A 20,897-nucleotide genomic window follows, 5' to 3' on the forward strand; every position below is an offset into this window, starting at 1 on the left:
CTGGCTGGCTGGAACGAGGTTTTTATGGCAGGAAAGACCCTTTACGACAAACTCTGGGACGCCCATTTGGTGCGTCAAGAAGACGATGGCACAGCGTTGATCTACATCGATCGCCATCTGGTGCATGAGGTGACCTCACCGCAGGCTTTTGAAGGCCTGAAATTAGCGGGTCGCCAGCCGTGGCGTATCGAATCCATCCTTGCGGTGCCAGATCATAACGTCCCCACCGCGCATTTGGATGAGGGCATTCGTGATCCTGTATCTCGAGTGCAGGTCGAGACCCTGCAGGACAATGTCAAAGCCTATGGCATCACCTTTTTCCCAATGCGCGATGTGCGTCAGGGGATTGTGCATGTGATCGGTCCCGAGCAGGGGGCGACGTTGCCGGGCATGACCGTGGTCTGCGGGGACTCTCATACCTCCACCCATGGTGCTTTAGGCGCTTTGGCGGTGGGTATTGGCACCTCAGAGGTGGAACATGTGATGGCCACCCAGTGCTTGTTGCAGAAGAAAGCCAAAAACATGCTGATTTCCGTGGATGGTCAATTGGGCCCCGGCGTTACCGCTAAAGACGTCGTCTTGGCCATCATTGGCAAGATCGGCACGGCCGGCGGCACTGGCTATGCCATTGAATACGGCGGCGATGCGATTCGCAGCCTGTCGATGGAAGGACGCATGACGATTTGCAATATGTCGATTGAGGCTGGCGCCCGCGCCGGTATGGTGGCTGTGGATGACACCACGATTGAGTTTGTCAAAGGCCGGCCATACTCACCGCAGGGCAAGTTATGGGAACAAGCGGTTGCGGCCTGGCGCGATCTTAAATCCGATCCGGATGCTTATTTTGATCGCGTGGTGCATTTGGATGCCGCCAGTATTGCACCGCAAGTCTCCTGGGGTACTTCTCCCGAGATGGTGGTGCCGGTCACTGGGGCGGTTCCTGATCCGGCCAGTGTCACCGATCCAATCAAAGCTGAGGGTATGAGCCGCGCCTTAGAGTACATGGGTCTTAAGCCCGGTACTCTGATTCAAGACATCCAGTTGGACAAGGTCTTTATCGGCTCTTGTACCAATGGGCGCATGGAAGATCTGCGCGCCGCAGCGGCTATACTCAAAGGCAAACGCATTGCTCCGCATATTAAGGAGGCCATGGTGGTGCCGGGGTCAGGTCTGGTGAAACAGCAGGCTGAACAAGAAGGCCTCGATCAGATTTTCAAACAAGCCGGCTTTGAATGGCGTGATCCCGGCTGCTCTATGTGTTTGGGCATGAACGAGGATCGCATGCAGGCCGGTGAGCGCTGTGCTTCTACCTCTAACCGTAATTTTGAAGGGCGGCAGGGTGCTGGCTCGCGCACGCATTTGGTCAGCCCGGCGATGGCTGCTGCTGCTGCGGTTGCTGGTCATTTCGTTGATATCCGCCAGATGGATCAGTAATGGAAAAGTTCGAGACTCTCAAAGCCTTGGTGGCACCGTTGGATCGTTCCAATGTGGACACCGATGCCATTATTCCCAAACAGTACTTAAAGTCGGTGAAGCGCACCGGCTTTGGTCCCAGTTTGTTTGACGATTGGCGTTATCTGGATCCTGGTGAGCCCGGTATGGATCACAGCCAGCGGCGCATCAATCCGGATTTCGTGTTGAATCAGCCGCGCTACGCTGGCGCCAAGATTCTTTTGGCGCGCGAGAACTTCGGTTGTGGCTCCTCTCGGGAGCATGCCGTCTGGGCATTAACCGATTATGGGTTTCGCGCGGTGATTGCGCCGAGTTTTGCAGATATCTTTTTCGGCAACAGCTTTAAAAATGGTTTGTTGCCATTGACTCTCGATGAAAAGCACATCGATAGCCTATTTCAGGCAGTCGCTGCTCATCCGGGTTACCAACTGACGGTGGATCTCGCCGAGCAAGTGGTGATTACCCCGGAAGGCGAGCGCCTGGGCTTTGAAGTCGACTCTTTCCGCAAGCATTGTTTGCTCAATGGCTTGGATGATATCGGCCTGACCCTGCAGCATGCAGATGAAATCCACGCCTATGAAGAGCAGCGTCGTGCGCAAGCGCCTTGGCTGTTCACTGCTTCTCCATACGCCTGAATCGCAGGCCTTAGAACCGACTGGAAAACAAACGCATGACGCACAAGATTTTGATGCTACCGGGTGATGGCATTGGTCCAGAGATTATGGCGGCGGCAACCGCCGTGCTTGAGGCTTTGAAAAGTGATTTTGGCCTGCAGGTCGAGTGGGAAGAAGCCCCCATCGGCGGGGCTGGCTATGATGCCAGCGGCGAGCCATTGCCGCAGGCTACCTTGGATTTGGCGCGTGCTGCTGATGCGGTGATGCTGGGTGCGGTAGGTGGCCCGCAATACGATACCCTACCTTGGGAGAAACGGCCCGAGCGCGGTTTGTTGGCGATTCGGTCGGAGTTGTCGCTGTTTGCGAATCTGCGTCCGGCCATTTTATATCCGCAGTTGGCCAGTGCTTCGGCGCTCAAACCTGAGATTGTCGGCGGGTTGGATATCATGATTCTGCGTGAGCTGACTGGCGGGGCCTATTTTGGCCAACCGCGGGGCATCGATACGCGTGCTGATGGCGTGCGCCAGGGATACAACACGATTATTTATTCTGAGCCTGAAATTGAGCGCATCGCGCGCAGCGGCTTTGAGATCGCGATGAAGCGAGATCGTCGTCTGTGTTCGGTGGATAAGGCCAATGTTTTAGAGGTCTCGCAGCTATGGCGTGATGTAGTGATCGAGGTGGCCAAAGAGTTTCCGCAGGTGAGTCTGTCGCATATGTATGTGGATAACGCCGCCATGCAGTTGGTGCGTCAACCCAAACAGTTTGATGTGATCGTCACCGAGAACATGTTCGGCGATATCCTCTCGGATGCAGCCGCCATGCTGACCGGCTCGATTGGTATGCTGCCTTCGGCGTCTATGGATGCCAGCGGCAAGGGGCTTTACGAGCCGATTCATGGCTCAGCGCCGGATATCGCCGGGAAAAATATCGCTAATCCGCTGGCCACTATTTTGTCGGTGGCGATGATGCTGCGTTACAGCCTGAACGAAGCGGCGCAGGCAGATCGGATCGAGGCTGCCGTCGGCCGGGTATTGGACCAGGGCTTGCGCACGGCTGACATTTGGACCGCAGGCTGCGATAAGGTAAGCACTTCGGGGATGGGCGAAGCGGTGGTAGCCGCTTTAGCGGATTAATAGGCACGAACCCAAGGGTTCTGCAGGGGAAAAGCACGATGAGTAAGACGTTTGATGTAGCCGTTGTCGGTGCCACCGGTGCGGTGGGCGAGACCATGCTGGATATTCTGGCGCAGCGGGAATTTCCGGTGGGCGAGGTCTATGCCCTTGCCAGCAGCCGCTCGGCGGGTAATCGGGTGGCGTTTGGCAAGCAACGCAGCCTAGTGGTTCAAGACCTGGCTGAATTTGATTTTTCTAAGGTGCAGATCGGTTTGTTCTCTCCCGGGGCCTCTGTGTCTAAGGAGTATGCGCCCAAAGCCGCTGCCGCTGGTTGTGTGGTGATCGATAATACCTCGCAGTTTCGCTATGACGCGGACATTCCTTTGGTGGTGCCTGAGGTCAACCCACAGGCTATAGCCGATTATAAAACCCGCGGTATCATCGCCAACCCCAATTGCTCCACCATTCAGATGTTGGTGGCACTCAAGCCCATTTATGATGCCGTGGGTATTGAGCGGGTTAATGTGGCCACCTATCAAGCGGTGTCAGGTACCGGTAAGGAGGCCATTGAAGAGTTGGCGGCGCAATCTGTGCGCCTGCTCAGCGGCCAAGAGATCGAGTGCAACGTCTATCCCAAGCAGATCGGCTTTAATGTTTTGCCGCACATCGATGTGTTCCTCGATAACGGTTACACCAAAGAAGAAATGAAAATGGTGTGGGAGACCCGCAAGATCATGGGCGATGAGTCCATTCAGGTGAATCCCACCGCCGTACGCGTGCCGGTGTTCTATGGGCACTCCGAGGCAATTCACATTGAAACCCGCGACAAGATCACTGCTAAACAGGCCCGCCAGCTGCTGCAAAAGGCACCGGGCGTGGTGGTGCTGGATAAGCATGCCGATGGCGGTTACCCCACCGCCGTGACCGAAGGCGCTAACCAAGATCCGGTTTATGTAGGCCGCATTCGTGAAGACATCTCGCATCCGCGCGGCCTGAATCTTTGGGTGGTCGCAGACAATGTCCGCAAGGGCGCGGCGCTCAACAGCGTACAAATTGCCGAGTGCCTAATCGCTGATTATCTCTAGGGGGGATGCCATGCTGAAACCTAAGGCTGGTTCGTTACTTCTGCGTCGCTCGCTTTTAGCGGTGTCGTTGAGTGCGCTGATCGCTATCCCGGTCGGGGGTTCGGCAAGCGGGGCTTTGTCGTTGGTGATGAGCTCAGCCACTGCAGGCGACCAGACTAGCGCGGAACCGCGCATGGGTTCATACCGCGTGCGCTTTGGCGATACGCTGTGGAGTATCTCAGAGCGGATGCGGCCTGAGGATGTCAGCGTTCAGCAGATGATGCTGGGTTTTCTTGAGGCTAATCCACAGGCATTTGCAACGGGCAACATCAATAGTCTTTACAGTGAGGTGCTGCTGCAACTCCCAGTGCGGGAGCAGTTACAACAGTGGACAGTGGAGGAGGCGCGTGTCGAAGCCCTTCGCCAGGACAGCGCCTGGCAGTCCATGTGGGGTACGACCCCATTGGTGGGAACTGATGTGCCCATCGAAGAGGTGGGTTTGCGTATTTTGGCGGCCGAAGCCAATGATGGAGCGGTAGATCGGCTCTCTGCCGAGCTGGCGCAAGTTCGTGAAGCCAATGAATCACGGCGGCTCGAAGCCGATGCCATGCGTGAGCGCATGAGCGATTTTGAGCAATTACTGCGTCGCCAGTCTGATCAGCTGGCCGCCACCAAGCAGCAGCTGGCTGAGTTACAAGAAGAGCTGGGTCGGGTTAGCTCTGTTCAGCAACAACTGGCAGAGATGCGTGAAGAACTCAGTCGTCTGAGCACTGCGCCGCGTTCGTTGACTGAGTTGCCCGAGGGGAGGGTGGCACCAAGCCCAGCACTCACGCAGCCCGAAGCAGAGCGTATTGGCTTTGACTCACCCTATTTTTGGTTGATTAGCCTCGGTATTGTTTTGGCCTTGCTGATTTGGTGGGCTAGTCGCATGCCTTACCGATCCGCCCCCATGGCACCGCCCCGTCCATTACCTCCCGAAGATGAGGATGAGGATGATGGCGTCGGTTTGAGCCTGGAAGAGCACCTCAACACGCTTTTGAATCTCGCCAGAGCCTTGATTGATATGCAGGAATGGGATCGTGCTCGCAGCACTCTAGAGATGGTAATGAGTCAGGGCAGCGAAGCGCAGCAGCGTGAAGCACAGGAGCTGATGCAGCGCCTACCCTGATGAACGTGCTCAGCAGCCAGACACTGCATCCGGCGGTGCGCATACTCATGGTGCTGGCCTTTATCTTATTGATGGCTCACGCCGCTTGGCCTGCTTTGCTAGCGGGAACGGTTTTGGCGGTTTTGGCGCTGATAGCGACCGATGATGAGTCGCGCCGCCGCTATCGCGGCATGCTGTGGCGGTTGAAGTGGTTCTTTCTGTCGTTACTGGTAGTGTTTGCGTTTTTGACACCGGGTGATCCTCTGTGGGTGGGCGCTACAGATTGGCTGCCCAGTCGGCAGGGTTTGGTGCAATCGGTGATGCGTATTTGGGTTTTGGTGTTGGCCGTGGCTGCTGTGATCCATTTATTGCATGCCTGCTCACGAGAAGCATTGGTTTCGGGTTTGCTGTGGTTGACTATGCCCTTGAAGCCCTTGGGTTTCCCCGCAGAACGCTTTGCTGTGCGGCTGGTGTTGACCCTGGATGTTCTGCCTGAGCTGCAACAGCTGATGACCACGAAGAACGGCGAGGACCAGCCTCAAGCTCTCAAGGGGCAGCGACTGCAGCGTTGGGCTGAGCGCGGTGCACAGATTTATCAGCGCGCCTTGGTGATGGCAGCCGATCAACCCTTGAGAGAATTGGAAATGCCTCAGCCTCATGCGCCCGGTTGGCGGGATTGGGGCATGGCGCTGTTGGTTTTTCTGCCTTTGCTATGGTTGGCTTTATGAGTGATGTCGTGCAGCGATACGCAATCGGTTTAGAGTATGACGGTTCAGGCTTTCGCGGTTGGCAAAAGCAACGCGAAGCGCGCACTTTGCAACCGCTGGTGGAGGAGGCGCTGAGTCGCGTGGCCGATGAGCCCATAGAAGTGGTCTGCGCGGGTCGCACCGACGCCGGGGTGCACGCCATGGCACAGGTGATCCACTTTGATACTAGGGCTGTGCGTGATCCGCGCGCTTGGTTGTTGGGCACCAATAGCCATTTGGGTTCCGAGCTGAGTGTGCAGTGGGTTCGGCCGATGCCGGCCGATTTTCACGCGCGTTTCTCGGCACGCTGGCGCGCTTATCGCTACCTGATCTTAAATCGCCTGACCCGCCCCGCCGTATTGCGCCGCCGCGTGACGTGGATTCATCGACCCTTGGATGCCGAGGCGATGCATTTAGCCGCACAGTGTTTGCTGGGTGAGCATGATTTCACTAGCTTTCGTGCGCTGGGCTGCCAGGCGCGGCACCCACGACGCGAGGTCCAAGCAGTTAGCGTCTATCGGCGCGGTGAGAGTATCTATCTGGATATCCGTGCCAATGCCTTCCTGCATCATATGGTGCGTAATATCGCCGGCTCTCTCATGTGTGTCGGCCGAGGAGAGCAGCCCGCCCACTGGCTCAGCCAAGTATTGGCAGCTCGAGATCGCACCCAGGCAGGCGTCACCGCCCCGCCAGATGGCCTCTATCTAGTCGGAGTGGGGTACGACCCCATTTTTGGGTTGCAGCCGCCTGAGGTTTGGCCGGCCTATGATCGCGAAGCGCAGGGCGGCTTTAGCTGAGCAGCACGCGAACTTGGCCAATGCCGGCGATTTCTTGGCTGACGCGAATGATGTCGCCGCGGGTTTTTTCGGCATCTGCCGCCGATTCAAAGCGGTCCAGGGGCAGATGCAGGTCGATATCGATGTGGCCATCGAGGTAATGCAAAACCACCTCATCCATGGGCAGGGCGCCAGGGATAGGCTGCCATTGCAGGCGAAGCTTGTTGAGTAGTTCCGAGCGGCTGGGAAGGTGGCTGCTGGGCGCGGCAGCGCGGTCATCCTCTGGATCGATATGTACCAGAACTTCAAGCAAATCATCGCGCGTCTGACGCAGAGTTTGCGCCACAGACTCGGCGATACGGTGACCCTCAGAGACGCTAATCCGGGGATCTACCTCCACGTGGATATCAGCCAACAAACCATTGCCCATGTGGCGGGTGCGCAACTCATGAACGCCTGTGACGCCATCAATGCCTGAGACCAAATCGAGCAGTTGCTTCTCCTCCTCAGGCTTGATGCCGGTATCGATCAGCTCACTGGCGCTACGCCAGATAATGCGCGCGCCCATTAGGCCAATCATCAAGGCTACGATGGCTGCAGCCAAGGCATCCATAAAGGGGAAGCCCGCTAGCGTGGCACCGATGCCGATTAAAACCACGACTGAGGACAGTACATCCGAGCGGTGATGCCACGCATTGGCCAAAAGCATGCCGGAGGAGATGCTTTTTGCGATGCGGACGGTATAGCGGTAAAGGGTTTCCTTAGCGATGATGGCTGTGGCAGCTAAAAGCAAAGCAATGGGGCCAGGAGCAAGCAGGGTCTCAGGTTCCATGAGACGGTTGGAGGCGTCAATGAGAATGCCAAGCGCCACGCCTAGGAGAACCAGTCCGAGTAGGACCGTGGTTAAGGTTTCAATGCGGCCATGTCCATAAGGATGATCTTGATCAGCAGGTGCGCTGGCCTTTCGGGCCGCAAAAACGACCAAAAAGTCGCTTGCTAGATCCGAGAGTGTATGCAGCCCATCGGCAATCAGGGCTTGAGACTGCACCAATAAGCCACCCAGGATCTGAAGAAACGCGAGCGCGCCATTGGTGAATGCGCCGACCAGAGTGACTCGACGGGTACTTTGATACCGGGTTTCAGCTTCGGTGTGGCGGCTCATGGCTTTTTTTCACATGACGGCTGGTCATTATAGAGCAAAGCCAAATAATTGGGCCCGCCTCTAGGGCGGGCCCATCGTCATTAAGCGGCTTGCAACTCCTTTTACACCCATTAGGCTCTCATCCTTGAGACGCCAGCTAATGACGGGTTTAGTGTTGCATAAGTTTCGACATAAGGTACAGATGGAAAAGTATTCTATTGCCTTAAAATGATGACTTGAATCAAAAAAATCTATTAAGTTTATAAAAAATTAACGTAATTATTTTGATAAAAAAATCCAAATTAACCAGAAAAAAACCATATCATTTATATGAAATATATAAAATAATTGATGTGGTTTTTTATACTTTTTGCGGTCATGGGGGCAACGTTGGGTTCGCAGCAAACGCCTACGATGCAAACTCAAGGATGCTAAGCGGCTAGGAATCCGATAATATTCCAGCCCTTCATGCGCACTTTGCTCCCAGGAGTCACCATGTTTTCGATTGAAATGGGCATAGCCGGCTACGATGAGGCTCTTTGGAAGGCAATTGAGTCGGAGTCTCGCCGCCAAGAAGAGCACATCGAGCTGATCGCTTCAGAGAATTACGCCAGCCCCCGTGTGCTCGAAGCTCAGGGGTCGGTCCTCACCAATAAGTACGCCGAAGGCTATCCCGGTAAACGCTACTACGGCGGCTGCGAATACGTCGATGTTGCTGAGGAGTTGGCGATCGAGCGGGCAAAACAATTGTTCGGCGCGGACTATGCCAACGTTCAGCCGCACTCGGGTTCACAGGCCAATGCGGCGGTCTACATGGCGTTAATTAACCCGGGTGACACCGTGCTCGGGATGAGCCTGGCGCATGGCGGTCATCTCACGCACGGATCGAAGGTGAACTTCTCCGGAAAAATCTACAACGGCGTTTCCTACGGCGTGGATGATCAGGGATTTGTGGATTACAACGAGATTCAGACGCTGGCGGTGGAGCATCAACCGCGCATGATCATCGGCGGCTTCTCCGCTTATTCTCAGGTGATGGACTGGGAGCGGATGCGCGATATTGCCGATAGCGTGGGTGCCTACCTACTGGTGGACATGGCGCATGTGGCTGGCTTGGTGGCGGGTGGTGTTTACCCCAATCCGGTGCCGTTTGCCGATGTGGTGACCTCAACCACCCATAAAACTCTGCGTGGCCCGCGTGGTGGCATTATCCTCTCGCGCTCCAATCCAGAGTTGGAAAAGAAATTTAATTCTTTGGTGTTCCCCGGCACTCAGGGCGGCCCCTTGATGCATGTGATTGCCGCCAAGGCTGTCGCCTTCAAAGAAGCTCTGGAACCTGAGTTTAAGGAATATCAGCGCCAAGTAGTGGCCAATGCCAAAACCATGGCGGCCTGCATCATGGAGCGCGGCTATAAAGTCGTTTCTGGTGGTACGGAAAATCATCTCTTTCTTATTGATCTCATCGACAAGGGTTTGACAGGCAAGGATGCTGATGCTGCTTTGGGGCAGGCCAATATCACGGTGAACAAAAACTCCGTGCCAAACGATCCGCAGTCTCCGTTTGTGACCAGCGGTATCCGTATTGGTACACCGGCTATCACTACGCGCGGTTTCAAAGAGGCAGAATGTCAGACGCTAGCCAATTGGATTTGTGATGTACTGGATAACCTTGGGGATGCCGGCACCATTGAGCGCGTGAAAACTGAAGTGCTGGCTTTATGCCGACAGTTCCCCGTCTACGGTCGGTAAGATGAAATGCCCGTTTTGCGGCTCTCTGGATACCCGCGTTGTGGATTCCCGCTTGGCGGGAATGGGCGAACAGATCCGACGGCGTCGTGAGTGCGCGGACTGTGGTGAGCGCTTCACGAGTTTTGAAACCGCCGAGATCAGTCTGCCGCGCGTGGTAAAGCGCGACGGCAGCCGCGAGCCTTTTAACGAAGACAAGTTGCGTGCTGGGATGACGCATGCGCTAGAGAAGCGGCCGGTTTCCACGGATGACACCGAAGCTGCCGTGCTGCGCATTAAGCGTCGACTCAGTAGCCAAGGCGAGCGCGAAGTGCCTGCTAAACGCATCGGTGAGTGGGTGATGGAAGAGCTGCGTGAGTTGGATCAGGTGGCCTATATTCGCTTCGCCTCGGTGTATTTGAGCTTTGAAGACATTCAGGCTTTCCGTGAGGCTATCGAGGGGCTGGAAGAGGACTCTGAGTCTTGATGTCCATCTCCGTCAATGACGGTGTTTTTATGGCAGAAGCGTTGCAGTTAGCGGCGCGCGGCCTGTACACCACCGAGCCCAATCCCAGAGTAGGTTGTGTCATTGTGCGTGACAACGAGGTCGTCGGTCGCGGCTTTCATACTTTTGCTGGTGGGCCCCATGCGGAAATTGAGGCCTTGCAAGAAGCGGGTGAGCGGGCCAAAGGGGCTACCGTCTATGTCACCCTGGAGCCCTGCGCGCATCATGGTAAGACACCCCCCTGTGTTGAGGCGTTGATTCGCGCCAAAGTGGCGCGTGTGGTGGCGGCAATGGTGGATCCCAATCCCTTGGTTGGTGGCAAAGGCTTGGCGCGCTTGGAGGCAGCCGGTATCGCTGCCGATAGTGGCCTGATGGCTGCTGAGGCAGCGGCTTTAAACCCTGGATTTATCTCGCGCATGACGCGGCAGCGCCCTTGGGTGCGGGTCAAACTGGCGGCGAGTCTGGATGGGCGCACGGCCATGGCCTCGGGGGAAAGTCAGTGGATTACTGGGGAAGCGGCCCGCGCTGATGTGCATCGCTTGCGCGCCCGGTCCTCGGCCATTCTGACCGGGATCGGAACAGTACTAGAGGATGATCCCCAGCTGACCGTGCGACTTTCCTCTCAAGACTTGGGGGTTGATGCCAACGTGCCGCAGCCCATTCGCATTGTCTTGGATCGGCAGGGTCAGTTGAGCGCGAATGCGTGTTTATTGAGCGACGAGATCAGCCCTGTTTGGGTGGCAACTTCACAGGCTGCTGAGGCACCGCTGCGTCAGAGATTGCCGACGCATATACGTATTCAGGCGTTACCCGAGCGAGAGGGCCATTTGGATTTAGCGGCGCTGTGGACTTGGTTGGCCGAAGAGCAAATCAATGAGGTGATGGTCGAGTCCGGCCCCAAGCTCACCGGGGCGTTACTTGAGGGTGGCTGGATCGATGAGTGCATGATTTATCTGGCACCCTGCTTTATGGGTGCCGATGCGCGTGGTTTATTTGATTTGAGTATTGGCCTGATGTCGGAGCGGCGGCCGGTACAAATCAATGATATAAGGCGTGTGGGGACGGACTGGCGCCTGCGCTGCAGCTTCCCCTCGAATCAAAACGTTTAGGTGACACACTGATGTTCACAGGAATTATTCAAGCGGTGGGTGAAGTTCGGGCGCTGCGACCGACCGGTGGGGATCTGCGTTTGGAGATTGCCACGGGGTCATTACCCATGGCGGACGTGCAATTGGGCGATAGCATCGCGGTTAACGGCGTGTGTCTGACCGCGGTGGCCCTGAGCGCCGATGGATTCGCGGCCGATGTGTCGCGTGAGACTTTGTCATGCACTTCGTTGAAGATCGTGAAACCTGGTAGCCCGGTGAATTTGGAAAAGGCCTTGCTGCCCACCACGCGTTTGGGCGGACATTTGGTCAGTGGTCATGTCGATGGTCTGGCTGAGGTGGTGGAGCGCTATGAAGAAGCCCGCTCTTGGCGCCTTAAAATGCGCGTACCCGATGAGTTAGCACGCTATATCGCGCCCAAGGGGTCGATTTGTGTCGATGGCGTGAGTCTTACCGTGAATGATGTTGAGGGAGCGATTTTTGGTGTGAACATCGTGCCGCATACTTGGGAACAAACCGTTATCGCTCATTATCAGGTGGGCACACCGGTGAATATCGAAGTCGATGTGATTGCTCGTTATTTGGAACGTCTGTTACTGGGCGATCGGGCAGCCCAGTCGGGCGCCACCGCCATCACACCTGCGTTTCTTGCCGAGCACGGTTTCTTGAAATAAGCGAGAATAGGGCAAAGATGTCGAGGGAGCGGTGATGGACTGGTTGGTGAATCTTTTTGACGCAGGAGGCTCCTGGCTGAGAAGTCACCTGGGGCATGTGGCGTTGGCGATGTTGGCCGCCTTACTGGTGATCTTCGGGCGCGAATTCAACACCATGATTAAAGGGGCGCTACAGAGCTTTCCCAAGGCCATACGTCTGCTGGGCTTTAGCTTGGCTTGTGCTTTTATTTATGGAGGTTTTTTAGTCCTTCTAACGCCCCTTTTGGGCCGCGGTTTGGCGATGTTAGATCCTTATGTGTTGCTGGCTGTGGTCGTGGCTTTTTTTGCCCTTTTGGGTTGGGTTGCGGAACGCCGCTAGCTGATGTCTTTGAATACCTCACAAGAAATTATTGAAGATCTGCGCTCCGGGCGCATGGTCATCATTGTCGATGACGAAGATCGGGAAAATGAGGGCGATCTGCTGATGATCGCTTCCATGGTGCGGCCCGAAGATATTAACTTCATGGCCCGCTATGGGCGTGGGCTGATTTGTTTGACCTTGACCCGCGAGCGCTGCCAGCAACTGCGTCTGCCTTTGATGGTAGGCGATACGCATGACAAACATGGCACCAATTTCACGGTCTCCATTGAAGCCGCTGAAGGGGTGACCACGGGTATTTCCGCGTATGATCGCGCCCACACCGTGCGCATGGCGGTGGCGCCTAATGCCACGTCCGCTGATTTGGTGCAGCCCGGACATATTTTCCCCTTAATGGCTCAGCCCGGCGGGGTCTTGGTGCGCGCTGGGCACACCGAGGCCGGATGTGACTTTGCGCGCTTGGCGGGGTTTGAGCCGGCAGCGGTGATTGTTGAGATCCTCAATGAAGACGGCAGTATGGCGCGGCGCCCTGACCTTGAGCGCTTCGCTGCAGAGCATGATCTGAAAATGGGCAGTATCGAAGACTTGATTCGCTACCGCATCGAGAATGAGCGCAGCGTGGAATGTGTGGCGGAATGCCCATTCCCCACTGAGTTTGGTGAGTTCCGCCTTTTGGCCTATGAGGACGTCATCCACCGTGGTTTGCACTTCGCGCTGGTCAAGGGCGAGGTAGGCGCTGATCAAGATACCTTAGTGCGTGTTCATGTTGGCGGCAGTTTGTGCGATACCCTGTCTTATCGGGGTGAGGACTGTGGCTGGACGCTGCGCGATGTGTTAAAGCACATCGCCGATGAGGGATCCGGTGTGGCGGTGATTATCGAGAAACGCCCGGATCATCGGGCGTTGGTTCGGCAGTTACGGCAAATGGGTCTTAATCGGTCCACCAAGTCGTCAGCTCCGAGCGAACAGGAGCCGGCCGAATTGCGCACCCATGGCATCGGCGCACAGATTCTTCAGGATCTGGGCGTGCGGCGTATGCGCTTGATGTCCGCCCCCAAGCGCTTGCAAGGACTTGGTGGTTTTGGGCTGGAAGTGGTTGAATATGTTCATGATCCACAACACAAGAACCAATAGCGAGTCACACTAATGAAAACAATCGATGGGGATTTCACCGCCAACAGCAAGCGTCGTATCGGCATTGTGCTGTCACGCTTTAATGCCTTCATTGTCGAGCGTCTCTTGGAGGGCGCTGCCGACACCTTGAAGCGTCAGGGGGTTGCTGACGACAACATTACGGTGGTGCGTGTGCCTGGTGCCTATGAGCTGCCCCTGGCTGCTGAGCTCATGGCGGCCTCTGGAAAATACGATGCCATTATCGCGCTGGGCTGCGTGATTCGGGGTGCAACTCCGCACTTTGACTATGTCGCCGGTGAGGCGGCCAAAGGTTTGGCTCAGGTGCAAATGACCCATCGTATCCCCGTGGCGTTTGGTGTTTTGACCACCGATAGCATCGAACAAGCCATCGAGCGTGCTGGCACTAAAGCCGGTAACAAGGGCGCGGACGCCGCTATGGGCGCGCTGGAGATGGCCAGTCTGGTGAAGGCCCTGTCTTGAGCTCGCCGGAAGTTGCTGCCCATCGCCGTTATGTCCATGAGCGCCGCCGTTCGCGGCGCTTGGCCATGCAGGCGCTATACAACTGGCAGCTAACACAGTACGAGCCCAAGGATATCCTCCTCGAATTTCGTGAGGATCCGGAGATGGCCAAAGCCGATGTGGATTATTTCCGTAAGTTGTTTCTGGGTGTATCGGCTTGTGCCGATGATCTGAATGACAAACTCACTCCTTGCCTAGATCGCCCGTTGGCGCAGATTGATCCAGTGGAGCTGGCCATATTGCGTATCGCTGCCTATGAGCTGCTGTATTGTCCGGAGGTGCCCACGCCGGTGGTGATTAATGAAGCGGTGAGTTTGGCTAAGAAGTTTGGCGCAGAACAGGGCTATGGTTTCGTGAATGGCGTATTGGAAAAGCTCGCCGGCGATACCGAGCGAACCTTGTAAGCCGCGCGTGCCCTGATGCACGAATTCGATCTCATTAAGCGATATTTCCAAAAGCCTGCCGCTGGCAGTGTGAAAATCGGTGTGGGTGATGATGCGGCGGTTCTTGCTGTGCCGCCGGGATACGAATTGGTAGTGACCACCGACACCATGGTTAGTGGGGTGCATTTTTTCGCCGATGTGTCGCCCGCCACTTTGGGTCACAAAGCCTTGGCGGTGAACCTCAGTGATCTGGCAGCCATGGGCGCGCAGCCGGCTTGGTTTACCTTGGCGTTGACTTTGCCAGAGGCCGAACCTGAGTGGGTGGATGCGTTTGCTCAGGGCTTATTCCTATTGGCTGATAGCAGCGGCATCACCCTGGTTGGTGGCGACACCACCCAAGGCCCGCTGAGTGTCACCATCACCGCCATGGGCCTTGTGCCCCAAGGGCAAGCGCTAACCCGCGGCGGCGCACAAACCGGCGACCTCGTGTTCTTCTCCGGCGCCATCGGCGATGCCGCCCAAGCGCTAGCCGACCTCCAAAAATGGGGTCAGACCCCAACCAGGCTGCGCGCCCGTTTGGAGTGTCCAACGCCTCGGTTGGCTCTAGGCCAAGCCCTGCGCGGGCTGGCTACGGCCTGTATAGACGTCTCGGATGGCTTGGTTCAGGACCTCGGCCACATACTCGCGGCCTCCGGGCGGGGTGCAAAAATAAATCTGTCCCCGTTTTTAAGTGGTGATGATTATGAGTTGCTGTTCACGGCGCCGGAGCACAGCTTGGCGGATGTCATAGCTGCAGCTGTGGCCAGTGATTGTGTGGTGACGCCGATTGGTCATATTCAAGCGGAGGCCGGGCTGCATCTCATCGATGCGCAGGGGCGGGAATATCAGCCTGAAAAACCTGGTTTTCAGCATTTTTCGGAGCCCTAATGGAGAAGCATCAGGCCAGCACGCCCCCGGCACGACTCATACTGCGCGACCCCGTGCATTTTTTGGCCTTTGGCTTTGGCTCGGGCCTGTCCCCCAAGGCGCCAGGGACTGCTGGGACGCTGGCCGCTGTGCCCTTGGTGTACTTCGCGCTGGCGTTGCCATTTTGGGCTTACGTGTTGCTGACCTTGGTGATCATCATTGCCGGTGTTTGGATTTGTGATAACAGTTCCAAACGCCTAGGCGTGCATGATCATCCCGGTATCGTTTGGGATGAGATCGCCGGTTTATTCATCACCCTTTTGGCAGCGCCTGCGGGTCTTATTTGGCTGGCGGTCGGCTTCGTGCTATTTCGCTTCTTCGATATCCTCAAGCCTTGGCCCATTGGCTGGCTGGATCGCCAGGTGGGCGGTGGCCTAGGCATCATGCTCGATGATGTTCTGGCCGGAATATATGCACTGATCTGCTTGCAACTGCTTGCATTGCTGCTGATCTAGCGTTTAGCCGGCAGAAATACCGGCGTGCCATTGACCACGGTATGCATCAGCGGCTGTTGGTAAAGCCGTTCTAGGGCAGTTGGCTCTAGCATGTTTTGGGTCGGTCCCCAGCAGGCTTCGCCGTCGGGGTAAAGCAGCAGAATATGGTCACAGTAGCGCGCCGCAAGATTCACATCATGCATGCTGAGCATGGCCGCGCGCCCCTGTTGTACTTGATCCGAGATGATGTCGAGGATGGCGATTTGATGATGCAAATCTAGGTGGTTGGTCGGTTCATCCAAAAGCCACAGGTCGGGATTTTGGGTGAGCAGGGTGGCAATGGCCAGGCGCTGACGCTCGCCGCCGGAAAGTGTGCTGACCAGGCGTTCACTCATGGTCTCAAGACCCAGGAGACGCAATGCCGTCTCCGCTTGGGCATGGTCTGTAGCTGACTCCATGGCCAAAGGATGCAGATGCGGATGCCGCCCAATGAGCGCGGTTTCTCGGACTGTGGCGGGAAAGCCATCATGGTGATCCTGAAATAACAGCCCAAGACGTTGCGCCAGTTCGCGGCGACTCCATTGATCTAGGGGCTTTTCACAGATTTGTATAAAGCCGCTGCGCGGTTTTCGTAAGCCGGCCAGGGTGTGCAAAAGGCTGGTTTTGCCGGCGCCGTTGGGGCCAAGAATGCCCCAGCACTGCCCGCCTCGAACCTCTAGAGTCAGCGGCCAAACGGGCTCACGCTCGGGAATATGGGTCACTAGATCGTTTAGCTGCATCAACGCCCGAGTCATTTCAGCGGCTCCGATGCAGCAGATAAAGAAACACGGGCACGCCAAGTAGGGCGGTGATGACTCCTACCGGCAGTTGCTGTGGGGCAATCACGGTGCGCGCTGCGGTGTCTGCTAGGGTCAACAAAATGCCGCCCAACAAGGCCGAGGCCGGCAAAATGATGCGCTGATCATTGCCCAGGACCAAGCGCAGCATATGCGGCACGATTAAGCCGACAAAGCCTACTGCGCCGGCTAGGGTCACAGCACTGGCGGTCAACAGTGCCGCGACCACGTAAATACCCCATTCCAGCGGCCTGACATTAACCCCCAACGCGGCAGCTTGCAGCGGCCCGCGCGCCAGCACATTAAGATGTCGTCCCATCGGCAAGGCCACCAACATCACCGCGGCCAGCAGCACAAAAGCCGGCCCGCTGCCGCGCGCATGCGATAAATCCCCCATCAACCAAAACAACATGCCCGGCAACGAAGGGCTGGGCGTGATCGCCAACAAAAAGCTGATCAACGCGCCCCAGCCGGCGGCCACGACCACGCCCGTGAGCAGCAGACGCGTGGGCGTCCAGCTGCCTGTGCCATGCGCTAAACCAAAGACGATGATGGCCGAGAGCAGGGCGCCGACAAATGCTGAACCGGATATCGCCATAAATCCCCAGCCGGCCAGCATAGACAAAAGCGCGCCGACCGCGGCGCCACCGGATAGGCCCAGCACATAGGGATCTGCCAGCGGATTGCGCAGTAGTACCTGCATTAGCGCACCGGCCATGGCGAGCAGTCCGCCGGTGACAAAGGCGGCCAGCACCCGCGGCAAGCGCAGCTCCCAAATTAATAGGCGATGTAGCTCCTCACCGCCACCGGCCAACACAGAAAGAGTTGCACTCAGGCCGATGGGCACGCTGCCCATGGTTAAGGCCAGCAGCAGCGCCAGAGGCGTTGCCGCTGTTAGCGTTAGCAAAATCAGGCTTTGTCGTTTCACCGAGAAGATTCCGCGTAGCTTCTGCGCGCTTGATCCAATGCTGCACAAACTTCTTCAATACCCTCGATTAGCCGTGGCGTAGCGCGCAGCAACAGCGAGGGCGAGACGGCAATTACTTGTTCTTGGCGCACCGCTTGCAGTCCATCCCAGCGCTGCCATTGGGTTACCCAGCGGTCATCGCCTTCCAGCGGCCCGGCAACGAGTATCACTTGCGGGTCCGCAGCCAGCAGTGATTCCATATCCACCGTCGGGCTGATGCTGGATAACTCACTAAACAGGCTCTCACCGCCGCATAGGTTAATGGCCTCTACAGCCATGTGACGCTCGTTTAAGGTCATTAAAGGCCGATCCCAGATTTGTAAAAAAACGCTCAGGGTATTGGCATCGGCATATTGCGAGGTGAGTCTCTGTATGCGGCTGCGAAAATCTTCAGCCAGCGAAGCTCCAACATCAGTCACGCCCAAGAGCTGACCCAGGCTCGCGAATTCATCGGTGAGTGCCTCAACCGTTTGTGGGTTGCTGTGATAAAGCGGAATCCCCAAGTCCCGCAGGCGCTGCAGTTGCACCTGTGAATTTCCCGAGGCCCAGGCGATGATCAGATCCGGCTGTTTGGCGACGATGGCTTCAATATCGAGGCGCTGATCGCTGCCGATACGGGGGATGTCGCGCGCCTCGGGTGGGTAATCACTGTAGGTCACCGTGGCTACCAGTCGATCGCCCACGCCCAGAGCAAACAGGGTTTCGGTGATATGCGGGGCCAGGCTGATGATGCGTTGCGGTGGCTCTTCAAGGCGCAGCTCGATGCCCAGAGCATCTGAGACGGCCACGGGTTCGACCGCTGTCGCGGTACCCACAAGTCCAAAGCTAAATAGCGCCAAAATGACGCTAAATGCACTTATCTTGCGGAACTTGGTCGTTAAAAGCCTCAAATAACTCACTCGGTTTTGGGGTATGTCGGGCTGATATGGCATCCATGATAGCAGTCACATTCGCCGCACAAGGCAGAGAAATTTTGGTTGCAAGATTGTGCACCCGCCATTACTTTGTCACAACGCTTCAGGTGCCTGCGTGCTGTGCACAAAGGTGAAACGGGAAGCTGGTGCGTTGCCTCGAGCAACAATTCCAGCGCTGCCCCCGCAACGGTAAGCGAGTTGGGATGCAGACCATCGCATCCGCCGAAACATCAGCCACTGCACCGATGAGTGTGCGGGAAGGCGTTTTGGTTAGGGCCTAGGCTCGCTCGTAAGCCCGGAGACCGGCCTGTCGCGCAAATGCGGCATTGCGGAGGGCGATGCGCGGCTGGTTGAGCTTGCGTGCTCTAGAAGTGTTGTTTGTTTGCACTGACAGTCTGTCGTTCTCCAAATGCCGGGATAAAAACCCATTGGCGCACGGGCGGTGCGTCGGAGAACGACAACATGAAGAAATCCCTGCTTATGGCCGGCCTTGCCGCCGCCACCTCAGCCGCTGTGGCTGAACCCATCCACTTTGCCAGTCTTGACCCGATTGTGGTCACCCCTACTCGAACCGCACAGACCGTGGATGCCTCACTGGCATCGGTCACGGTCATCGAACGCGCCGAAATCGATCGGCTTCAGCCGCGCAGCTTTGCCGACCTACTGCGCTCCCGCGCCGGCATCGACATCGCGCAAAACGGCGCTTTTGGCCAGCAGACCAGCGTTTTTTTGCGCGGCACCAATTCCAACAGTGTCGTGCTTCTAGTCGATGGAGTGCGAGTTAGCTCGGCGACGACAGGGGCGCCTGCCTGGGAATTCTTGCCGGTCGATCAGATCGATCGCGTCGAGATTGTGCGTGGCCCCCGCTCCAGCCTCTATGGGGCCGATGCCATCGGCGGGATTATCCAGGTCTTTACGCGTCAGGGTGACGGACCGGCGAGATTGCGTGGTCATGTGGGCGGTGGCTCATTTAACACGCGCGAGGGCAGCTTAGGTATTGCCGGCAGCTCTCAGGACACGCGCTACAACTTCTCCGTCAGCCGTTATCAAAGCGATGGTATCGATGTGCTCACCGGCGTTGGTGATGACCGCGCAGATGGCATCACCAGCAACAACCTCTCCGCGCGCATAGATCATCAGGTAGATGAGCGACTCGGGCTGTTTGCAAGCTTGCTGTACTCGCAGGGCGAAGCAGATTTCGATCGTGATGTTTTTGAGGGTTTTGTTGCAAGGCGCGAGCCGTTATTACGTGACTGGAACGATTTTACGCTGGCGAGCTTAAGCGTGGGAGCGAATATAGCGGTGAGTGAACATTGGGATGCTCAGATTTCTTTGGCGCAGAGTCGTGATGAACGCGAGACTTTTGTGGATGAAGAATTTGATTCGCGAATCAATACACGGCGAGACATTTTTACTTGGTCTAATGCGCTGGCAGTGAATTCGGTTTGGGATGCAGTGGTAGGTATCGACTATCAGCGCGATACAGTGAATGCGACAACCTCATATGATGAGACCAGTCGATATAACTGGGGCGGTTTCGCGCAACTACAGGGTGCTCTCGGCGCACATAACCTAATCGGATCATTGCGCTATGACGATAACGAGGCTTATGGCAGCAAAACGACGGGCCAGGTTGCGTGGGGATATGATCTCTCGGAGTCATGGCAAACGCGAGTGAGCTACGGCACCGCATTCCGCGCACCGACGTTTAACGATCTCTTTTTTCCTGATGATCCGACTTTTGGACCACAAAGTAATCCTGATTTGAAGCCTGAGGCTTCGAGAAATTTGGAATTTGGTGTGAGGTACTCACAGCAGGATCTGGCGATGGATTTAGTTATATTTCAAACGGATATTGAAGACCTGATTATTTTCGATGGAATTCCGCAGAATGTCGACAAGGCTCGTATTCGAGGTTTGGAGTTTGAGTTGATCGCGGAGCTTGATGATTGGCGTCTAGGATCTACGCTGACCCTTTTAGACCATGAAAATCGTGCCAATGGTAATGAGCTCCCGCGTAGGCCGAATGCTTCTGCAAGGCTCGATGTGGATCGCATTTGGAATGGTTGGACTTACGGCGTTTCTGCAACTGCTCAGGGCAGAAGTTATGACGATGTTGTCAATAACAACCGGATCAGCGGCTTTGGGCTATTGGATCTGCGGGCATCATACGCGCTGACCTCGAACTGGATGTTGCGAGCGAAAGTTGCCAATGTGTTGGACAATGGGTTCATAACGGTGCTGGATTTCGGAGGTGACCCGCTTAATCAACCGGGGCGTGCCTACTACCTAAGTTTGCACTATCAGCAGTAAGCTAGGGG

Annotated in this window: 22 protein-coding genes and 1 riboswitch; of the genes, 18 read left to right on the plus strand and 4 right to left on the minus strand. The window is 56.4% G+C overall.

The window, feature by feature from the left end:
* Nucleotides 1-24: 24 nt before the first annotated feature.
* Genes leuC through truA form a run of 7 tightly spaced genes read left to right on the plus strand, consistent with a single transcriptional unit; the run spans nucleotide 25 to nucleotide 6,935 of the window.
* Nucleotides 25-1,434 carry a 3-isopropylmalate dehydratase large subunit gene (gene leuC, locus CKX93_RS07565; RefSeq protein ID WP_076756104.1) on the plus strand — a complete coding sequence of 470 codons (1,410 nt, stop codon included), beginning with the start codon at nucleotides 25-27 and terminating at the stop codon, nucleotides 1,432-1,434.
* Nucleotides 1,434-2,087 carry a 3-isopropylmalate dehydratase small subunit gene (gene leuD, locus CKX93_RS07570; protein WP_076756105.1) on the plus strand — a complete coding sequence of 218 codons (654 nt, stop codon included), beginning with the start codon at nucleotides 1,434-1,436 and terminating at the stop codon, nucleotides 2,085-2,087. Before leuC ends, leuD begins: the two co-directional genes overlap by 1 nt.
* Before the next feature lie 35 nt (nucleotides 2,088-2,122).
* Nucleotides 2,123-3,202, plus strand: a complete 1,080-nt coding sequence (gene leuB, locus CKX93_RS07575; RefSeq protein ID WP_076756106.1) for a 3-isopropylmalate dehydrogenase — start codon at nucleotides 2,123-2,125, stop codon at nucleotides 3,200-3,202.
* Nucleotides 3,203-3,240: 38 nt separating this feature from the next.
* A complete protein-coding gene (locus CKX93_RS07580; RefSeq protein WP_076756107.1) occupies nucleotides 3,241-4,266 on the plus strand; it encodes an aspartate-semialdehyde dehydrogenase in 1,026 nt (341 codons plus the stop codon).
* 10 nt (nucleotides 4,267-4,276) lie between these two features.
* A complete protein-coding gene (locus tag CKX93_RS07585; RefSeq protein WP_076756108.1) occupies nucleotides 4,277-5,413 on the plus strand; it encodes a FimV/HubP family polar landmark protein in 1,137 nt (378 codons plus the stop codon).
* Nucleotides 5,413-6,120, plus strand: coding sequence for an energy-coupling factor transporter transmembrane component T family protein (locus CKX93_RS07590; protein WP_084178709.1), 708 nt, complete (start codon nucleotides 5,413-5,415; stop codon nucleotides 6,118-6,120). Before CKX93_RS07585 ends, CKX93_RS07590 begins: the two co-directional genes overlap by 1 nt.
* An 8-nt stretch (nucleotides 6,121-6,128) precedes the next feature.
* Complete coding sequence (gene truA, locus CKX93_RS07595) at nucleotides 6,129-6,935, plus strand: tRNA pseudouridine(38-40) synthase TruA (RefSeq protein WP_084178725.1); 807 nt, start codon at nucleotides 6,129-6,131, stop codon at nucleotides 6,933-6,935.
* Here the strand turns inward: truA and CKX93_RS07600 are convergent.
* The gene (locus tag CKX93_RS07600; RefSeq protein ID WP_076756110.1) at nucleotides 6,928-8,076 is read right to left on the minus strand and encodes a cation diffusion facilitator family transporter; all 1,149 of its coding nucleotides are present in this window, start codon (nucleotides 8,074-8,076) and stop codon (nucleotides 6,928-6,930) included. The genes truA and CKX93_RS07600 overlap by 8 nt on opposite strands.
* 474 nt (nucleotides 8,077-8,550) lie before the next feature.
* On the opposite strand from CKX93_RS07600, the gene glyA reads away from it, so the two are divergent.
* The 10 genes from glyA to CKX93_RS07650 are packed head-to-tail and all read left to right on the plus strand — an operon-like array spanning nucleotide 8,551 to nucleotide 15,880.
* Nucleotides 8,551-9,804 carry a serine hydroxymethyltransferase gene (gene glyA / locus CKX93_RS07605; RefSeq protein ID WP_076756111.1) on the plus strand — a complete coding sequence of 418 codons (1,254 nt, stop codon included), beginning with the start codon at nucleotides 8,551-8,553 and terminating at the stop codon, nucleotides 9,802-9,804.
* 1 nt (nucleotide 9,805) lies between these two features.
* Nucleotides 9,806-10,267 (plus strand): transcriptional regulator NrdR, encoded by a 462-nt coding sequence (gene nrdR, locus CKX93_RS07610; protein WP_076756112.1) that lies wholly within the window; start codon nucleotides 9,806-9,808, stop codon nucleotides 10,265-10,267.
* Nucleotides 10,267-11,394 (plus strand): bifunctional diaminohydroxyphosphoribosylaminopyrimidine deaminase/5-amino-6-(5-phosphoribosylamino)uracil reductase RibD, encoded by a 1,128-nt coding sequence (ribD, locus tag CKX93_RS07615; protein WP_076756113.1) that lies wholly within the window; start codon nucleotides 10,267-10,269, stop codon nucleotides 11,392-11,394. The genes nrdR and ribD overlap by 1 nt, the downstream gene beginning before the upstream one ends.
* Before the next feature lie 11 nt (nucleotides 11,395-11,405).
* A complete protein-coding gene (locus CKX93_RS07620) occupies nucleotides 11,406-12,065 on the plus strand; it encodes a riboflavin synthase (protein WP_076756114.1) in 660 nt (219 codons plus the stop codon).
* Between the two features lie 34 nt (nucleotides 12,066-12,099).
* Complete coding sequence (locus tag CKX93_RS07625; protein WP_076756115.1) at nucleotides 12,100-12,423, plus strand: DUF3392 family protein; 324 nt, start codon at nucleotides 12,100-12,102, stop codon at nucleotides 12,421-12,423.
* A 54-nt stretch (nucleotides 12,424-12,477) separates the two neighbouring features.
* Entirely contained in the window at nucleotides 12,478-13,557 is a 1,080-nt protein-coding gene (ribB, locus tag CKX93_RS07630) for a 3,4-dihydroxy-2-butanone-4-phosphate synthase (RefSeq protein WP_420828617.1), read from the plus strand.
* Nucleotides 13,558-13,569: 12 nt separating this feature from the next.
* Nucleotides 13,570-14,037: a 6,7-dimethyl-8-ribityllumazine synthase gene (ribH, locus tag CKX93_RS07635; RefSeq protein WP_076756117.1), complete on the plus strand. Its 468-nt coding sequence runs from the start codon at nucleotides 13,570-13,572 to the stop codon at nucleotides 14,035-14,037.
* On the plus strand, nucleotides 14,034-14,480 hold the full coding sequence (gene nusB / locus CKX93_RS07640; protein ID WP_076756118.1) for a transcription antitermination factor NusB: 447 nt from the start codon (nucleotides 14,034-14,036) through the stop codon (nucleotides 14,478-14,480). The genes ribH and nusB overlap by 4 nt, the downstream gene beginning before the upstream one ends.
* Before the next feature lie 15 nt (nucleotides 14,481-14,495).
* Nucleotides 14,496-15,386, plus strand: coding sequence for a thiamine-phosphate kinase (gene thiL / locus CKX93_RS07645; protein WP_076756119.1), 891 nt, complete (start codon nucleotides 14,496-14,498; stop codon nucleotides 15,384-15,386).
* On the plus strand, nucleotides 15,386-15,880 hold the full coding sequence (locus tag CKX93_RS07650) for a phosphatidylglycerophosphatase A family protein (protein WP_076756120.1): 495 nt from the start codon (nucleotides 15,386-15,388) through the stop codon (nucleotides 15,878-15,880). Before thiL ends, CKX93_RS07650 begins: the two co-directional genes overlap by 1 nt.
* Here CKX93_RS07650 and CKX93_RS07655 read toward each other — a convergent pair.
* The 3 genes from CKX93_RS07655 to CKX93_RS07665 are packed head-to-tail and all read right to left on the minus strand — an operon-like array spanning nucleotide 15,877 to nucleotide 18,594.
* Nucleotides 15,877-16,653: an ABC transporter ATP-binding protein gene (locus CKX93_RS07655; RefSeq protein WP_076756121.1), complete on the minus strand. Its 777-nt coding sequence runs from the start codon at nucleotides 16,651-16,653 to the stop codon at nucleotides 15,877-15,879. The two genes, CKX93_RS07650 and CKX93_RS07655, sit on opposite strands and share 4 nt — an antisense overlap.
* A 1-nt stretch (nucleotide 16,654) precedes the next feature.
* Complete coding sequence (locus CKX93_RS07660) at nucleotides 16,655-17,623, minus strand: FecCD family ABC transporter permease (protein WP_076756122.1); 969 nt, start codon at nucleotides 17,621-17,623, stop codon at nucleotides 16,655-16,657.
* Nucleotides 17,620-18,594 (minus strand): cobalamin-binding protein, encoded by a 975-nt coding sequence (locus tag CKX93_RS07665; protein ID WP_084178710.1) that lies wholly within the window; start codon nucleotides 18,592-18,594, stop codon nucleotides 17,620-17,622. The genes CKX93_RS07660 and CKX93_RS07665 overlap by 4 nt, the downstream gene beginning before the upstream one ends.
* 70 nt (nucleotides 18,595-18,664) lie before the next feature.
* Nucleotides 18,665-18,901, plus strand: a riboswitch (cobalamin riboswitch).
* Nucleotides 18,902-19,038: 137 nt separating this feature from the next.
* Here CKX93_RS07665 and CKX93_RS07670 point away from each other — a divergent pair.
* Nucleotides 19,039-20,889: a TonB-dependent receptor domain-containing protein gene (locus tag CKX93_RS07670; protein WP_076756123.1), complete on the plus strand. Its 1,851-nt coding sequence runs from the start codon at nucleotides 19,039-19,041 to the stop codon at nucleotides 20,887-20,889.
* Nucleotides 20,890-20,897: the final 8 nt, after the last annotated feature.

It is taken from the genome of Ectothiorhodosinus mongolicus, assembly GCF_022406875.1.
Taxonomy (GTDB): Bacteria; Pseudomonadota; Gammaproteobacteria; order Ectothiorhodospirales; family Ectothiorhodospiraceae; genus Ectothiorhodospira; species Ectothiorhodospira mongolica.

Coding starts and splice junctions, on each gene's coding strand:
- ribD (WP_076756113.1), top strand. CDS start 10,267: ATGTCCATCTCCGTCAATGACGGTGTTTTTATGGCAGAAGCGTTGCAG.
- CKX93_RS07655 (WP_076756121.1), bottom strand. CDS start 16,653: ATGACTCGGGCGTTGATGCAGCTAAACGATCTAGTGACCCATATTCCC.
- CKX93_RS07585 (WP_076756108.1), top strand. CDS start 4,277: ATGCTGAAACCTAAGGCTGGTTCGTTACTTCTGCGTCGCTCGCTTTTA.
- CKX93_RS07580 (WP_076756107.1), top strand. CDS start 3,241: ATGAGTAAGACGTTTGATGTAGCCGTTGTCGGTGCCACCGGTGCGGTG.
- thiL (WP_076756119.1), top strand. CDS start 14,496: ATGCACGAATTCGATCTCATTAAGCGATATTTCCAAAAGCCTGCCGCT.
- leuD (WP_076756105.1), top strand. CDS start 1,434: ATGGAAAAGTTCGAGACTCTCAAAGCCTTGGTGGCACCGTTGGATCGT.
- CKX93_RS07590 (WP_084178709.1), top strand. CDS start 5,413: ATGAACGTGCTCAGCAGCCAGACACTGCATCCGGCGGTGCGCATACTC.
- CKX93_RS07600 (WP_076756110.1), bottom strand. CDS start 8,076: ATGAGCCGCCACACCGAAGCTGAAACCCGGTATCAAAGTACCCGTCGA.
- CKX93_RS07665 (WP_084178710.1), bottom strand. CDS start 18,594: ATGCCATATCAGCCCGACATACCCCAAAACCGAGTGAGTTATTTGAGG.
- CKX93_RS07625 (WP_076756115.1), top strand. CDS start 12,100: ATGGACTGGTTGGTGAATCTTTTTGACGCAGGAGGCTCCTGGCTGAGA.
- leuB (WP_076756106.1), top strand. CDS start 2,123: ATGACGCACAAGATTTTGATGCTACCGGGTGATGGCATTGGTCCAGAG.
- nrdR (WP_076756112.1), top strand. CDS start 9,806: ATGAAATGCCCGTTTTGCGGCTCTCTGGATACCCGCGTTGTGGATTCC.
- glyA (WP_076756111.1), top strand. CDS start 8,551: ATGTTTTCGATTGAAATGGGCATAGCCGGCTACGATGAGGCTCTTTGG.
- ribB (WP_420828617.1), top strand. CDS start 12,478: ATGGTCATCATTGTCGATGACGAAGATCGGGAAAATGAGGGCGATCTG.
- leuC (WP_076756104.1), top strand. CDS start 25: ATGGCAGGAAAGACCCTTTACGACAAACTCTGGGACGCCCATTTGGTG.
- ribH (WP_076756117.1), top strand. CDS start 13,570: ATGAAAACAATCGATGGGGATTTCACCGCCAACAGCAAGCGTCGTATC.
- CKX93_RS07670 (WP_076756123.1), top strand. CDS start 19,039: ATGAAGAAATCCCTGCTTATGGCCGGCCTTGCCGCCGCCACCTCAGCC.
- CKX93_RS07650 (WP_076756120.1), top strand. CDS start 15,386: ATGGAGAAGCATCAGGCCAGCACGCCCCCGGCACGACTCATACTGCGC.
- CKX93_RS07620 (WP_076756114.1), top strand. CDS start 11,406: ATGTTCACAGGAATTATTCAAGCGGTGGGTGAAGTTCGGGCGCTGCGA.